Origin of the sequence: Limnohabitans sp. Rim47, from assembly GCF_001517545.1 — a bacterium.
GTDB lineage: Bacteria > Pseudomonadota > Gammaproteobacteria > Burkholderiales > Burkholderiaceae_C > Limnohabitans_A.
Window position 1 is genome coordinate 442,848 of record NZ_FBYA01000003.1, and the last position, 14,628, is coordinate 457,475.

The 14,628-nt window shown below is 56.0% G+C and carries 15 protein-coding genes; 9 read left to right on the forward strand and 6 right to left on the reverse strand.

The features are described 5' to 3' along the window. Window positions 1-13: 13 nt before the first annotated feature. Window positions 14-1,195, reverse strand: a complete 1,182-nt coding sequence (metK, locus tag BN3544_RS09920; RefSeq protein WP_019430678.1) for a methionine adenosyltransferase — start codon at window positions 1,193-1,195, stop codon at window positions 14-16. 176 nt (window positions 1,196-1,371) lie between these two features. Between metK and BN3544_RS09925 the strand changes: the two genes are divergently transcribed. After that, a complete protein-coding gene (locus BN3544_RS09925) occupies window positions 1,372-1,593 on the forward strand; it encodes a SlyX family protein (protein ID WP_019430677.1) in 222 nt (73 codons plus the stop codon). A gap of 20 nt (window positions 1,594-1,613) precedes the next feature. Beyond that, window positions 1,614-2,666 (forward strand): RNA methyltransferase, encoded by a 1,053-nt coding sequence (locus BN3544_RS09930; protein ID WP_019430676.1) that lies wholly within the window; start codon window positions 1,614-1,616, stop codon window positions 2,664-2,666. On the opposite strand, the gene BN3544_RS09935 is transcribed toward BN3544_RS09930, so the two are convergent. Beyond that, window positions 2,647-3,543 carry a DMT family transporter gene (locus BN3544_RS09935; protein WP_019430675.1) on the reverse strand — a complete coding sequence of 299 codons (897 nt, stop codon included), beginning with the start codon at window positions 3,541-3,543 and terminating at the stop codon, window positions 2,647-2,649. The genes BN3544_RS09930 and BN3544_RS09935 overlap by 20 nt on opposite strands. Window positions 3,544-3,556: 13 nt before the next feature. Beyond that, window positions 3,557-4,057, reverse strand: a complete 501-nt coding sequence (locus BN3544_RS09940) for a methylated-DNA--[protein]-cysteine S-methyltransferase (RefSeq protein ID WP_019430674.1) — start codon at window positions 4,055-4,057, stop codon at window positions 3,557-3,559. Between the two features lie 200 nt (window positions 4,058-4,257). Here BN3544_RS09940 and BN3544_RS09945 point away from each other — a divergent pair, with 200 nt between their 5' ends. The 7 genes from BN3544_RS09945 (at window position 4,258) to BN3544_RS09975 (ending at window position 12,147) form a co-directional block, all read left to right on the forward strand. Continuing rightward, on the forward strand, window positions 4,258-5,661 hold the full coding sequence (locus BN3544_RS09945) for a phosphomannomutase/phosphoglucomutase (RefSeq protein WP_019430673.1): 1,404 nt from the start codon (window positions 4,258-4,260) through the stop codon (window positions 5,659-5,661). A gap of 24 nt (window positions 5,662-5,685) precedes the next feature. Continuing rightward, window positions 5,686-6,765, forward strand: coding sequence for a glycosyltransferase family 4 protein (locus BN3544_RS09950; protein ID WP_019430672.1), 1,080 nt, complete (start codon window positions 5,686-5,688; stop codon window positions 6,763-6,765). Then, window positions 6,765-8,120: a 3-deoxy-D-manno-octulosonic acid transferase gene (locus BN3544_RS09955; protein ID WP_019430671.1), complete on the forward strand. Its 1,356-nt coding sequence runs from the start codon at window positions 6,765-6,767 to the stop codon at window positions 8,118-8,120. The genes BN3544_RS09950 and BN3544_RS09955 overlap by 1 nt, the downstream gene beginning before the upstream one ends. Next, on the forward strand, window positions 8,117-8,977 hold the full coding sequence (locus BN3544_RS09960; protein WP_019430670.1) for a glycosyltransferase family 2 protein: 861 nt from the start codon (window positions 8,117-8,119) through the stop codon (window positions 8,975-8,977). Before BN3544_RS09955 ends, BN3544_RS09960 begins: the two co-directional genes overlap by 4 nt. Before the next feature lie 6 nt (window positions 8,978-8,983). Further along, window positions 8,984-9,781 carry a glycosyltransferase family 25 protein gene (locus BN3544_RS09965; RefSeq protein ID WP_019430669.1) on the forward strand — a complete coding sequence of 266 codons (798 nt, stop codon included), beginning with the start codon at window positions 8,984-8,986 and terminating at the stop codon, window positions 9,779-9,781. A 108-nt stretch (window positions 9,782-9,889) separates the two neighbouring features. Beyond that, window positions 9,890-11,149, forward strand: a complete 1,260-nt coding sequence (locus BN3544_RS09970) for an O-antigen ligase family protein (protein WP_019430668.1) — start codon at window positions 9,890-9,892, stop codon at window positions 11,147-11,149. Between the two features lie 2 nt (window positions 11,150-11,151). Next, window positions 11,152-12,147 (forward strand): glycosyltransferase family protein, encoded by a 996-nt coding sequence (locus tag BN3544_RS09975; protein ID WP_019430667.1) that lies wholly within the window; start codon window positions 11,152-11,154, stop codon window positions 12,145-12,147. 125 nt (window positions 12,148-12,272) lie between these two features. On the opposite strand, the gene BN3544_RS09980 is transcribed toward BN3544_RS09975, so the two are convergent. Genes BN3544_RS09980 through BN3544_RS09990 form a run of 3 tightly spaced genes read right to left on the reverse strand, consistent with a single transcriptional unit; the run spans window position 12,273 to window position 14,624 of the window. Next, a complete protein-coding gene (locus BN3544_RS09980; RefSeq protein ID WP_036075374.1) occupies window positions 12,273-13,586 on the reverse strand; it encodes a TolC family outer membrane protein in 1,314 nt (437 codons plus the stop codon). Window positions 13,587-13,622: 36 nt separating this feature from the next. Then, the gene (locus BN3544_RS09985; protein ID WP_019430665.1) at window positions 13,623-13,952 is read right to left on the reverse strand and encodes a rhodanese-like domain-containing protein; all 330 of its coding nucleotides are present in this window, start codon (window positions 13,950-13,952) and stop codon (window positions 13,623-13,625) included. A 12-nt stretch (window positions 13,953-13,964) separates the two neighbouring features. Further along, a complete protein-coding gene (locus BN3544_RS09990) occupies window positions 13,965-14,624 on the reverse strand; it encodes a protein-L-isoaspartate O-methyltransferase family protein (protein ID WP_019430664.1) in 660 nt (219 codons plus the stop codon). Between the last annotated feature and the right edge of the window lie 4 nt (window positions 14,625-14,628).

Genomic DNA, 14,628 nt, shown 5'->3' on the forward strand with positions numbered 1-14,628 from the left:
GTTTGCTTGGGGCTTACAGACCCGCAGCCGCTTTCAGTGCAGCAGCGCGGTCGGTGCGCTCCCAAGTGAAGTCGGGCTCATCGCGGCCAAAGTGGCCGTATGCGGCGGTTTTGCTGTAGATCGGGCGCAGCAGGTCCAGCATCTGGATGATGCCTTTGGGGCGCAGGTCAAAGTGCTCAGCCACCAGTGCCGACAACTTGTCGTCCGAAATCACGCCTGTACCGGCCGTGTTCACGGTGATGTTCATCGGGCGTGCCACGCCAATCGCGTAAGCCACTTGCACTTGGCACTGGGTGGCCAGACCGGCAGCCACGATGTTTTTGGCCACGTAGCGTGCAGCGTATGCAGCCGAACGATCGACCTTGGAAGGGTCTTTGCCGCTGAACGCCCCGCCACCGTGCGGGCATGCGCCGCCGTAGGTGTCGACAATGATTTTGCGACCGGTCAAGCCGCAATCGCCCTGCGGGCCGCCGATGACGAAACGGCCTGTCGGGTTGATCAGGTATTTCGTGTCTTGCAGCCACTCTTTGGGCAGCACGGGCTTGATGATCTCTTCGATGATGGCTTCGGTGAAGCTGGCCTTCATCTTGGTGGAGGTCTCTGACTGGTCGGGGCTGTGTTGGGTGGACAGCACCACGGTGTCAATGCTGTGCGGCTTGCCATCGACATAGCGCATGGTCACCTGGCTCTTGGCGTCGGGGCGCAAAAAGGGCAGACGGCCGTCTTTGCGCAGCTGGGCCTGACGCTCGACCAAGCGGTGTGCGTAGTAAATGGGGGCGGGCATGAGCTCAGGCGTTTCGCTGCAGGCGTAGCCGAACATCAGGCCTTGGTCGCCCGCGCCGATGTTCAGGTGGTCATCCGAGGCGTGGTCCACGCCCTGGGCGATGTCATTGCTTTGCTTGTCATAGCAAACCATCACCGCGCAGCCTTTGTAGTCGATGCCGTATTCGGTGTTGTCGTAGCCGATGCGCTTGATGGTGTCGCGCGCCACCTGGATGTAGTCCACATGCGCGTTGGTGGTGATTTCACCGGCCAGCACCACCAGACCGGTGTTGGTCAGGGTTTCGGCAGCCACGCGGCTGCGGGGGTCTTCCTCGAAGATGGCGTCCAAAATCGCGTCAGAGATTTGGTCGGCGACCTTGTCGGGGTGGCCTTCGGAGACGGATTCCGAGGTGAAGAGGTAGTTGCTGGACATGAAAAAGGCTCCTTTGTTTCAGTGGTTTGTCGGCGTTGCCGACCCTGAAAACCCGGAGCCTGGCGAACGCTTTAGCAGGATTTGTGAATCGCCCTGCAAGTAGTTCAGATAACTCGGCGATGGGAGAATTATAAAAGATGTCAGAACCCCTGCAGAAATCATGTCCAATACAGCCCATGGACATTCCAACCCCTATTGAAAACCGCCTGGTCGACTTGGAAATCAAGGCAGGATTTACCGAGGACTTGCTGGACCAGCTCAACGCGCAGGTCTACCGCCAGCAGCAGCAAATTGACGCGCTCATTCAAGAGCTGCGCCAGATGCGTGATCGCTTGCCCGAGTCGGGCGGTGGTGCTGAAATGCGCAATTTGCGCGATGAAATTCCGCCGCATTACTGAGCGCCTTGGGGTTGAAGTCGATGCACAGCGTTCAGGACATCCGCGACCACTTGCGCGCCTTGGGAGCCAATGAGCGCCACGAGCAACGTGTGCTGCGTCTGTGGGCGCAAGCCAAACCGCAAGACAGCGGGCGTCGAGCGCTGGAGAGCTTCATGCCCGCCGCAGTGCGCGATGCGCTGCCTGATTTGAGCCATGCTTTGTCAGGCTTGGCCACGCTGCGCGAGCAGCATCCGGGGCAAGACGGTTCGGCCCGTTTGCTGGTGGGTTTGCGCGACGGTCAAACCGTGGAAAGCGTGTTGTTGCCCCGCGACGGCGTGTGTGTGTCGTCGCAAGTGGGCTGTGCAGTGGGCTGTGTGTTTTGCATGACCGGGCGAGAAGGCCTGATCCGGCAGGTGGGCAGCGCCGAGATCGTGGCGCAAGTGGTGCTGGCCCGCACACTGCGGCCGGTCAAAAAAGTCGTGTTCATGGGCATGGGCGAGCCCTCGCACAACCTGGACGCAGCGATGGATGCCATCGATTTGCTCGGCACCGTCGGCAACGTGGGGCACAAAAATTTGGTGTTTTCTACCGTGGGCGATGCGCGGGTGTTTGAGCGTTTGCCGCAAGGCCGAGTCAAGCCCGCATTGGCTTTGTCATTGCACACCACCCGGGCCGATTTGCGGGCGCAGTTGCTGCCACGAGCCCCGCGCTTTGATCCGAAAGATTTGGTTGAGGCGGGCGAGGTTTACGCCCGTGCCACTGGCTATCCAATTCAATACCAGTGGACGCTGATCGAAGGTGTGAACGACAGCGCCGAAGAAATCGAGGGCATCGTGCGTTTGTTGAAGGGCAAATACGCGCTGATGAACATGATCCCCTACAACGCGGTGCCCGATTTGCCTTATGCCCGGCCCACATGGGAACGCGCCGCCGAGATCGCTCGCACGTTGCACCAACGCGGCGTATTGACCAAGTTGCGCCAATCAGCGGGGCAGGATGTTGATGGCGGATGTGGACAGCTCAGGGCGCGCGATGTCGTTCAGCGCGAGCATCGGGTGCAGATTCACGCCAAGCTCAACGCCCCGGCAGCTTGACCAGACCACTGGACAGGGCGGTGCCCACCAAGATCACCGCGCCGCACAACAACATCCAGGCGGTCACGGCTTCGCCCAAAAACAGCACACCGTAGGCGATGGCAAAAACCGGCACCAAAAAGGTGACGGTAAGGGCCCGTGCAGGCCCTGATTTTTCGATCAACTTGAAGTACAAAATGTAGGCCACGCCAGTGCACATGACGCCCACCACCAGCAATGACCACCATGCTGATGCGCTGGGCCAATGGTCGGGGCGAAACCACAGCGCAGGCAAGGCCAAAGCCAAAGTGGCGCCGATTTGACTGCCTGTGGCAGTGACCAGTGGCGGCAGGCTGGGGATGTGTTTTTTGGTGAAACTGGCCGACAGCGCATAGCAGGTCGTGGCCCCCAGACAGGCCAGCACCGCCCAAGCCGGCGCAATGCCCGATGCGTTGGGCTTGAAGCTCGCTTGTCCACCCGCCAACAGCACCACGCCGCCAAAGCCGATGGCCAGACCCACTGTGCGCGACAGGCTGGGCTTGTCACCCAGCCAAATCCAGGCCACGACCGCGCCAAACAGGGGCACGGTGGCGTTCAAAATGGACGAAAACCCCGTAGTGATGTGCATCACCGCAAACGAATACAGCGCGAACGGCACGCCGCTGTTGAGCACGCCCACAAACAGCACAGGCTTCCAGTGTTGACGCAACTCAGCCCAATGGCCTTTGGCCAACATCAGGGGCAACAGGAAGGCCGAGGCAATGGCCACCCGAATGGCAGCCGTCGGCAAAGCGCCCAGCTCTAGCGCCGCCACACGCATGAACAAAAATGAAGAGCCCCAGATGGCGGCCAAGATCAAGAAATCGGCCAGCCAGCCTTTGGCATGTGAAGTGGTCATTGAGGGGAGTTATTCAGACAGCCGTGTGGCCTTCGAGTTTCAGCAGCGCTTGTTTGCGCCATACCCCACCTGCATACCCGGTGAGTTGGCCGCCTGCCCCCAAAATGCGGTGGCAGGGCACGATGATACTCACCGGATTGCGTCCCACCGCGCCGCCCACGGCGCGCACTGCCTTGGGCTTGTCCAGTTGCTTGGCCAGATCGCCATAGCTCCGGGTCTGGCTTGCAGGAACGGACAGCAAGGCCTGCCAAACCGATTGCTGAAACGGGGTGCCCGCAGACAAATCCAGCGGCAAATCGAACCGGCTCAGTTGGCCAGCGAAATAGGCCAGCAATTGATTTTTAGTCTCTTGCAACAGGGGGTTGGCGGCGTTGCTCGTCCAGTTTTGCATGTCTACCTCGCTGGGCTCATGGCGCTGGCCTTCGAACCAGACACCGCTCACACCCTGGGGCGTGGCCGTCAGAATCATCGGCCCTATAGGGCTGTCGAGGCGGAGGGTGTCGGTGGGTTTCATGGGCTGGCGTCTCGGTGTGAAGGCAAACGGGGCAGGTGGCAGCTGCGAAAGTGTTCATGTTAGCCACAAATACTGGCCATGCTCGAGTGGCCGGGTCGGTTTCAAGCCTGTGCTTTCGGGCCGGTTTTGAACCGCTTGCCGCCTACAATGCAGGGACAACCCCAAGGTCGGCCTCAGTGGCCTTTTTTATTGGTTCATCCATGCAAGTGACTCCCTCGATTTTTAAAGCCTATGACATCCGTGGCGTTGTGCCGTCCACCTTGAACGAGGCCGTGGCCGAAGGATTGGGCAAAGCCTTTGGCACCCGGGCGCTGGCCGAGGGGCAAACCACAGTGGCGGTGGGGCGCGATGGCCGATTGAGCGGGCCAAGCCTTTCGGCCGCCTTGATTCGCGGCTTGGTGGCGGCGGGTGTGCAGGTCATCGACATTGGTCTGGCCACCACACCCATGCTGTACTTTGCAGCCAACACCGCCTGCCAAAGTGGCATTCAGGTGACGGGCAGCCACAACCCCAAGGACTACAACGGCTTCAAGATGGTGTTGGCGGGCCGTGCGATTTATGGCGATGAAATCCAGGCCCTGCGCCAGATGATGGAAACCGAAACCTGGCAATTGCAAACGGGCGGCAGCGTCGCGCAGATGGATGTGCTGGCCGATTACACACAGCGCATCGTGGGCGACATCAAGTTGTCTCGCCCCATGAAAATCGTGATCGATTCTGGCAACGGCATTGCTGGGGCCTCGGCCCCCGGCATCTTCCGGGCGCTGGGCTGCGAGGTGATCGAGCTGTTCAGCGAGGTGGACGGCGAATTCCCCAATCACCACCCCGACCCCAGCAAACCCGAAAACCTGCAAGACCTCATGCGGGCCCTGAAAACCACAGGCGCTGAATTGGGCTTGGCCTTTGACGGCGATGGCGACCGCTTGGGCATCGTGACCGCCGAGGGCCACAACATCTACCCTGACCGTCAGATGCAATTGTTTGCGCAAGACGTGCTCAGCCGCGTGCCGGGCGGCACCATTTTGTTTGACGTGAAGTGTTCGCAACGCTTGGCTCCGGCCATCGAAGCCGCAGGCGGCAAGCCCCTGATGTACAAAACAGGCCACTCGCTGATCAAGGCCAAGATGCGCGCCATCGAGGCCTCAGGCGGGCAAGCCCCTTTGGGCGGCGAGATGAGCGGGCACATCTTCTTCAAGGAGCGTTGGTACGGCTTTGACGATGGCACTTACGCAGGCTGCCGTTTGCTTGAGATCGTGAGCCAATCCCCCGATGCCAATGCAGTACTCAATGCCCTGCCTACCAGCTTCAGCACGCCCGAGCTGAATGTGGCTTGCGCCGAAGGCGAGCCGCACAGCGTGACCCGCGCCTTGCAAGCCCAAGCCGCCGGTGCCTTCAGCGCACCAGCCCGGGTCTGCGACATCGATGGTTTGCGCGTGGACTGGCCCGATGGTTTTGGTTTGATCCGTGCTTCGAACACCACGCCGGTGTTGGTGTTGCGCTTTGAGGGCCAAACCGAAGCCGCACTGCATCGCATTGAGGCCGACATGCTGGCGCTGTTGCGCACGGTCAAGCCCGATGCGAAGATTCAGGCTTCGGCGCATTGAGCGGGCAGGGTAGGAAAACCATCCATGAACACACCTGATTCTTTGTTGAGCAATGACCCGGAGGTCATCGTTTTCAACCTGAAGCAGCGCTACACCGGCGTGTCCGCCACCATCAACGCGCTGGTGCCTTTGCAGGCCAAGCAGTGGCGATTGGGCTTTTGTGGCACGCGCATGTCCAATGGCATCGATGGCATGACGCTGTGCCAGGCGATGGCCTTGTCGCGCAAACCGCCAGCAGGGCGGCCTTTTCGCATCTGGCATGTGCGGCGCGACCCTGAAATGATGGCGGCGATTTTTGCCCGTGATGTGTTGCGTCTGCCGATCAAGCTGGTGTTCACTTCGGCAGCTCAGCATTTGCATGGGCGCTTTCCGCGTTGGTTGATTTCAAAAATGGATGCGGTCATCTCGACCACGCCCTTGGCTGCCAGCTTTGTGCCCAACACCACCGCCGTGGTGCCGCATGGCATCGATCTGTCTCGCTTCAGCCCGCCACCGGACAAACTGACAGCCTGGGCCGATTCGGGCTTGCCCGGTCAATACGGCATCGGTGTATTTGGTCGGGTTCGCCCCGACAAAGGCAGCGATGTTTTCGTGCACGCCATGATCCAGGCCTTGCCTCAGTTACCGGGTGCGACAGCCGTGATTGCGGGCTTGGCCCAAGCCCAGCATCAGGCCTATCAGCAAGACCTGCAGCGACAGATCGACGAAGCCGGTCTGCACGATCGCATTGTCTTTCTGGGCGAAGTGCCCGCAGGCGATGTGCACCTTTGGTACCAGCGGTGCTTGCTGTGCGTGGCTTGTCCGCGCTACGAGCCTTTTGGTCTGACGCCGTTTGAGGCGGCAGCGACGGGATGTGCGCTGGTCTGTTCACGCACCGGGGCTTTTGACCAGTTGGCCATACCCCATGTGACTGGTGAAATGGTGGACACCGACGACGTGCAAGGATTGGCCCAGGCGGTGTTGTCTGTACTGCGCGATCCACAGCATGCGGTCCAAATGGGTGAGGCTGCGCGAGCCAGGGTGACCGAGCACTTTTCGCTGGCCCGAGAGGCCGAGGGCATTGCCCGCGTGTACCACGGGCTCTTTGATCAGGCGTCCGTTTGATGGCGGGGGCTTCGTCCGAATTGGGTCGGGTCGAGCGACTGGTGTTGGCGGCCTACGATTGTCTGATGCGGGCTTTGCAACCTTTGCTCCGGCGCAAGTTGCACCGCCGTGCGCAGCACGAGCCCGAATACGGCTTGAATGTGGCGCAACGCTTTGGACACTACGAGGGTGAATCGCCTGAAGGTGGTTTTGTCTGGCTTCATGCGGTGTCTTTGGGGGAAACCCGCGCTGCGGCCCTGCTTTTACCGGCTTTGCGCAATGCCTTGCCAGGCATGCGTCTTCTGCTGACCCACAGCACTGCCACCGGTTTGGCGCAGGGCAGGACGCTGATGCAAGCGGGTGATGTGCAGGCGTGGTTGCCTTGGGATACCGCACAGGCAACACGTCAATTTTTGATGCACTTCAAGCCCCGTATAGGGTTGCTGATGGAAACCGAAGTCTGGCCTAACCTGGTACGGGCTTGTCGCCATGCAGGAGTGCCACTGTGTTTGCTCAATGCCCGCATGAGTGAGAAATCCGCTGTTCAGGCACTGCGCTGGCCAACGCTTTCTGGTCCTGCTTACCGTGGCTTGAGCCTGGTGCTGGCGCAATCTGCATCCGATGCGCAGCGCTTGCAGCGTTTGGGTTGCCTGGACGTGCGTGTTGTCGGGAATATCAAATTCGATGTGGCGGTTTCAGAGCAAGCCCGAATGCAGGCAGCGCTTTGGCAAGGCAGTCTTGCCGCAAGACCTGTCGTGATGCTGGCCAGTACACGGGAGGGCGAAGAAGCTTTGTGGTTGCAGGCTTTGCAGTCCGACGCTGTCCGCTTGAAGCAGCTCAAGTTGCTGGGTGTCTTGTGGCTTTTGGTGCCTCGCCATCCTCAGCGCTTTGATGAGGTGCATGCATTGATAGAGCAAGCGGGCTGGCGTTGCGAACGCAGAAGCGCATGGCGCGACCAAGAACCCGATGCCGTTCGCTTGGCCCATGTCGATGTGGTGTTGGGCGACAGCTTGGGCGAAATGCAGACGTACTACCTTGTCAGTCGCATGGCCCTGCTGGGGGGTAGTTTTGCGCCCTTGGGCGGGCAAAATCTCATCGAGGCGGCTGCTTGTGCATGCCCGATAGTCATGGGGCCGCACACTTTCAATTTTTCAGATGCTGCTGCTTTGGCTGCCGAGCAAGGCGCTGCTTTGCAGGTGCAGGACATGCAGGCCGCTTTGGAGCATGTTGTGTTGGCATTGACCCATCCGCAATGGCTTGATCAGGCACGGACTGCAACAGTCAAGATGTTGGACAAAGGACAAGGGGCAGTGGCTCGCCACATCGGAGCCTTGCAGTCGACGGCGCCATTGAACATGAAGGGGAGCGCTGCATGAACCATGAGGCTTTTTCACAGGTCACCATCGTGGTGGTGACCTACAACAGCGCGCATTGTTTGCCGATGCTGGCGCCCCTTTTGTCAATTTGTCCGAATGTGGTGATATCGGACAACGGCAGTGATGACAATACTGCGATCAAGGCGAAGACACTCTTGCCGCATGCCAAGGTGTTGGCACATGGACGCAATCTTGGCTTTGGAGCTGCCAACAATCGGGCGCTTGATCAGGTGGAAACGCCGTTTGCATTGCTCTTGAACCCCGATTGCGAAATGACACCGCAAGCCTTGCAAGAATTGCTGGCAGCTGCCGAGGATTTCAATGACGCGGCGGTTCTGGCGCCCCAACTCATGGCGTCAGAGGTCAAGGCAGAGGTCAATTACCGTTGGCCGACTGCTTATTGGCACAGCCGTGGCCCTGCAGCGGAAGGGCCTTTGTGCGTTGGCTTTGTTTGCGGTGCCGTCATGTTGTTGCGCATGCAGCGCATGGCCATGACCGGGTTTTTTGATGAGCAGTTCTTTCTGTATTACGAAGACGATGATTTGTGCTTGAGGCTTTTTCAAGCCAAACTGCCCATGGTGTTGTGCCCTCAAGTGAGGGTGCTGCATCGATCGCGAGGCTCGGTTCGCGGCAAGTCGCCTTGGCGCAGCGAATACCTGCGTGGTTACCACCATGCACAATCAAAGCTTATTTTCTTGAATAAGCACGAGTCTTTGCAGGCTGCCAAACGCTTGCAAAGACAACTGATCTGGACGACCACTCTGGCATTGCCACTGCGGGTCATCCTGTTTTCACCCAAGCTGGTGGCCCGAATGTGGGGCCGCTTGCGTGGGTTGTTGGAATGGACCAAACCATGAAGTTTTATGAAGACTGAGGTTCTGATAATAACGCTCGCCAGTGCAACTTCGCGCAGGGCCTTCCAACAGTTGCAAGCTGATCGTCTCGGCTTTACACCGACCTGGCACCAAGCGATGGGGATCAACGATTTTGGCGATGACATTTTTCTAAAAAATGCCTTCTGTTGGCAGCGGCCACTCAAAAAAACAGAAGTTGGTTGCTTTTTAAGCCATTTGCAAGTTTGGCAAAAGGTTGCTCTTAACTCGGGTCCGGTAGTCATTCTTGAAGACGATGTGATTTTGTCTGAGGGTTGGGGGGAAAAAATCGACGATTTGGCGACTCTCAAAGATTTGGACTGTGTCAACTTCGAGGCTGTTGGAAAAAAACAGGTGGGTCAGTCCAGGTTGGTTAGAGGCGTGCTTATTCAGCGATTGCATCTCAACAGTTCCGGTGCGGGTGCTTATCTGTTGTGGCCAAAGGGTGCACAAAAACTCTTGGCACGGTATGAAAAGGAAGGTGCTGCCCTTGCAGATGTCTTCATGAACGAGGCAAAAGAACTCAATGTTTGGCAACTGGTTCCAGCTGTTGCTATTCAAATGTGCATTCTTCCGTACTATGGCTTGCCAAGCATGGAGGAGGGGCTCTCGCAGATCGCACGTGAGAAACATTCAAGTCCGAAGCCAGCCTCTTTAGCTCTTCAAGCAAAAATGAAGTGGCGGCGTATTCGCGGTGAGATTCGCAAGGGTTTTCGACGTTTGGGTATTCTTGTAGGTCATCGGCGGCATTACATTCCTTACCTGCACCATTCAAGAAAATTGCGATAAATATTGAAATTATTTCGGTTTAAAAGTAAATTTTATGCCAAAATAATTTAAAGATAAATTCTTTTATTGAAGTTTTAAAATTTCAATAGACCGACTGGGAGATTTTTTATGCTGAAAACCAGCAGAAACATACTATTTCCGTGGGTAACGGGCTTGTTGATGGCCGGTGTTCTCGTCGTCCCAGGTTGTTATGCTTTGCTTACTTATTGGCTTGCAATTTATGGTCTTATCTATGCCAAATCTTTTCTCAAAGATGTTTGGCGGCCAAGTCTGAGTATAGGGGCTTGCCCCATTTGGATCGGTTTGATTGTCTATCTTTTTATAGGCATCGGCTTGGGCTTGTGGCATGGCTACAAGGGTGCTTATTTTGAAGCATATTTACCCATGGTGTTGGCTCCTTTTATTCTCAACGCTGTCGTAGCAGCTCGACCTCCCTTGGCTATGCTCTGGCTGGCTTCAGCAACGGCGGCTATTCTGGCTGGTCTATTGGCCTGCTACCAGTCTTTGTATCTCCATGCAGGACGTGCTATTGGTGCAATGAATAATCAAATTATGTTTGGTGATTTGTCTGTCGTATTGGCTATGTTTTGTGCATTTGGTTGGATTTTTGGCAGTAAAGATCGGCATCCCTTGTGGCTGAGACTTTATTTGTCCTTTGGTGTGGTCATGGGTTTGTTGGCCTCTTTACTCAGTGGGACCAAGGGCGGTTGGATGTCTGTGCTCATGGTGTCATTATTGTTAATTTCTTTTGCACTGTCTAATTGGCACTGGTCCAAGAGATTTTTTGTGGCTGCTGCTATTTTGGTTGCGATTGTGGTTTTGGTTTGGCTTATGCCCGCTGAACTCGTGATGGATCGAGTAGTCGGAGGATTCAAGGCAGCCCATATTTGGTTTCTGTCTGGACAGATCACAGATGGTTCTGTCAGTATTCGGCTTGAAATGTGGCGGCAGGCTTTGAATATGATTGCCGATGAGCCTTGGGCAGGCTGGAATACATCGGGAGCCCAATTGGAATTAGCAAGTCGACTCAATTCGATCGGCGCTGGTAACCACTGGACACAGGTGGAAAACGACTTATTACAAACAGGAATTGTTCACGGTATTCCTGGGTCATTTTCATACCTTGTTTTTTATGGGGGACTAATTTTTGGATTTTCTCGCATTAAAATGAGGCAAGCACATCCGGGTTTTCATGTGGTTGCATTGTCAATGTTGGGTGTTTTACTCGCGATTGTGATGATAGAGTTTGGATTTTCGGTTGTTGTACTTGGTAGAAATGCTTTTAGACATACTTGGATCGTTTGGAGTATGTTGCTGCTCGGTTACTTAATTACCAGCTGCTCTTTCAAACACAAAAATCGGAATTAATTATGGAGCTTATTTATTTTTGCCCAGATGTAAAAAAGCCAGTTGGTGGAATAAAGGTTATTTACCGTCAAGCCGAGGTTGTCCAGGAAATAATCCGTCATAAAGGCGTTGCTGTCTCAGTGATGCATCCCAACACATGGTTTTTTAAAATTAAATGGTTTGAATCAAAGATAAAAATACGACGTGGTTTCTTTAAATGGCATTGGGCTGCTGGAAAGCCGTCTTGTTCAAAGATTATAGGCAGTTTCGATTCTAAGAAGCACATGATCGTTTTGCCGGAGTTGTGGGCTCGTAAATATGGTCATCAACTTGCAGATATGGGAGTCCCGTATGCCATTTTTGTCCAGAATGGTTATTACATAAGCAAGGGAAATCTTGATGTTTTGAACAAAGCTTACCAATCGGCACGTTGTATTATGACGATTTCCGAGGATGCCACACAGTGCGTTGCGTTGGCATTCCCCGGTTGTGAGTCGAAAATATTACGTGTGCATTGTTCTGTCGATGGAACGCGATTTCGTACTGTTGGGCTGAAGGAAAATATTATTACTTACATGCCACGTAAATTGGCTGACCATTCTTCCAAGGTTCTTTTTTTCCTGCGCAATAACTTGCCTGCGCACTGGAGAATTGTCCCTATTCAAGGTTTAAGCGAAGAAGCTGTAGCGAAATTGCTGCAGCGTTCCAAAATCTTCATGTCATTTAGCCATTTTGAGGGGCTTGGTTTACCCCCGATTGAAGCTGCATTGGCAGGCAATCAAGTCATTGGATATACCGGGCAAGGTGGCAAGGAGTATTGGGTTCCTGAGATTTTCGATGAAATCAATTCGGGCGATGTAATGGGGTTCGCCAAGCATGTGCTCTTAAAAGTAAGGGAGATGGACCAACGAAATAGTTTCCTTTTAAACGCCGGAGCCATTCAAAAACTGTCTGGAACATACAGTGTTGAACAAGAAAAGTCAGATATGCGGCGGTTTATTGAAATTATGAGTTTGTAGCCTATTTGTATTCCTTTGCTTCTCGCATCATTTCTGATGGCTAAATTTCCAGTTGTTTAGGTTATTCGAGAAGCAAAATGGCCAGTACCTGGAAAAATAAAGCGGAGCCTAAACTCCGCCATTTGTCAGTGCAGTGAAGTGTTGATGGGATCGAGGTCTTTTTCTTTCAACACCCCAGCCGCCTGCTTTAGCTTCAACTGCCCCAGCAGCACGTCATACCGGGCTTTGGCCAAATCGCGTTTGGTCTGGAAGAGTTGGCTTTGGCTGTTGAGCACATCGATGTTGATGCGCACGCCCACTTGATAACCCAGTTTGTTGGCATCGAGCGCGCTTTGGCTAGAGGCTTCGGCCGCTTCCAGGGCTTTGACTTGACCGAGGCCCGACTGCACGCCAAAGAAAGCGGTGCGGGTGGCTTGGGTGACGGTGCGTTGCGCCGCGTCGAGGTCGTTGCGGGCTTTTTCTTCCAGCGATACGGTTTCTTGAATGCGGTTTTGCGTGGCGTGGCCCGCGTACAAAGGCAGGTTAAACGCCAAGCCGATCGTGCCGGTGTTGTTGTTGACCCTGGACGTGGATGCATCACCGCGGAACCGTGTGCCGCCATAAGAGGCGTTCAAGTCCAATGTCGGCATGTGTCCGGCTTTGGCTTTTTCAGTTTCGAGTTGGGCTACTTCCAAGCCGACGCGGGCTTGCTCAATGGCCGGGCTTTGCGCGGTGGCTTGCTGAACCCAAGTTTCTGCATCTCCGCCAGCAGCCGTGTTGAGGGCTGCGCCGGGTTTGAGGGCCAGGGGCTGTGCGTTGCTTGTCCCGACAGATTGGTCGAGTGCCAGTTTTTTGACCCGCAATTCGTTTTCGGCTGCAATTTCTTGGGCCGTCACCAAGTCAAAGCGTGCTTGCGCTTCACGGGTGTCGGTGATGGTGGATGTGCCCACTTCAAAGTTGCGCTTGGCTGCAGCCAATTGCTCGGAAACCGCTGACTTTTGGGCTTTCACGAAAGCCAGGCTTTCCTGGGCTGTGAGCACCTCAAAGTAAGCCTGGCTAACGCGCACGATCAAATCTTGTTCGGCTGCTTTGAGTTGTGCCTGGGCCAAGTCTGCTTGTTTTAGACCTTGTTTGTAGCCTGCCAAATTCGCAGGGCGAAACAGCGGTTGGCTGGCGCTGAGCGTGGCCGTGCGTGTGCCGTAACGGGCATCTACATTGGTGCTGGTTCGGTTATCGAAGTCGGTTTCACTCACCGTAGCGCCCAGTCCAGCGGTCGGGCGCATCAGGGCTTTGGCCTGTTCGGCTTTGGCCAGATTGGCCTGGTATTGCGATTGCGCCGCCTTGTACGTGGCGTCGTAGCCCTTGGCGGTTTCGTAAAGCTGGACCAGACTTTGGGCTTGGGCGGTGCCTGTCAAAACAGCCGTCAGGGCAATAGTCAGGGGCAAGATGCGCAGTTTCATGGTGAATTCTTTCAAAACTCGGTGTGACCAGCCGATTCAATAAACCGGAATGTTGGGGTCGACTTGCACAGACCAGGCATGGATGCCGCCCGATACGTTGGCCACCTGGTAGCCATGTTGGGCCAAGAAAGCCGCCACTTGCATGCTTCGGCTACCGTGGTGGCACAGACAGGCGATGGGGCGTGATTTGTCCAGCTCGTGCAGCCGAGCCGGAATGGTTTGCATGGGCATGTGCACCAGATCCAAGCCTTCGGGCTTGGCACTGGCTGTTTGCAATTCCCAGCCTTCACGCACATCCAGCAGGACGGGGCGCTGTGTCTGGCCTTTGGCCCAATCGGCGATGTGTGCGGGGGTGATTTGTTCCATGGCCTTGTGGTGTCAGAACTGGAAGCGTGAGGGCTCGGCAAAACCGCTCAGCCGTGGGGCGTTGCAGTCCCAAGGCTCGGTGGTGGTCCAGCTGCTTTCGCTGGTGCGGGTGATCAGTGTGGCGCGCATCATGGGCTCGTCGCCCACGATGGCGGCCAGACGACCACCCACCGCGAGTTGCTGCAACAGGGCGGCAGGCACTTCGGCCACAGAGCCGCTGATCACAATCGCATCAAATGGGCCATCTGTGGCCGCACCTTGGCTGCCATCGGTATTGCGCACAGTCACGTTGCTCACGCCTGCCTTTTGCAGGTTGGCTTGGGCTTGTACAGCCAGATTGGCGTCGATCTCCAGGCTCAGCACATGCGCCGCTTGGTGGGCCAGCAGGGCGGCCATGAAGCCTGAACCCGTGCCAATGTCGAGCACTTTGTCGGTTTTTTGCACAGCCAAGTCTTGCAGCAAGCGAGCCTGAACCCGGGGTGCCAGCATGACCTGGTTGGGCGCTGCGCCCAGGGGGATTTCCATGTCCACAAAGGCCAGTGCTTTGTGTGCCAAGGGCACAAAGTCTTCACGGCGCACGACCGAGAGCAGGGCCAGCACTTGGGGGTCCAGCACTTCCCAAGGGCGGATTTGCTGTTCGATCATGTTGAATCGGGCTTGATTCAGATCCATGGGT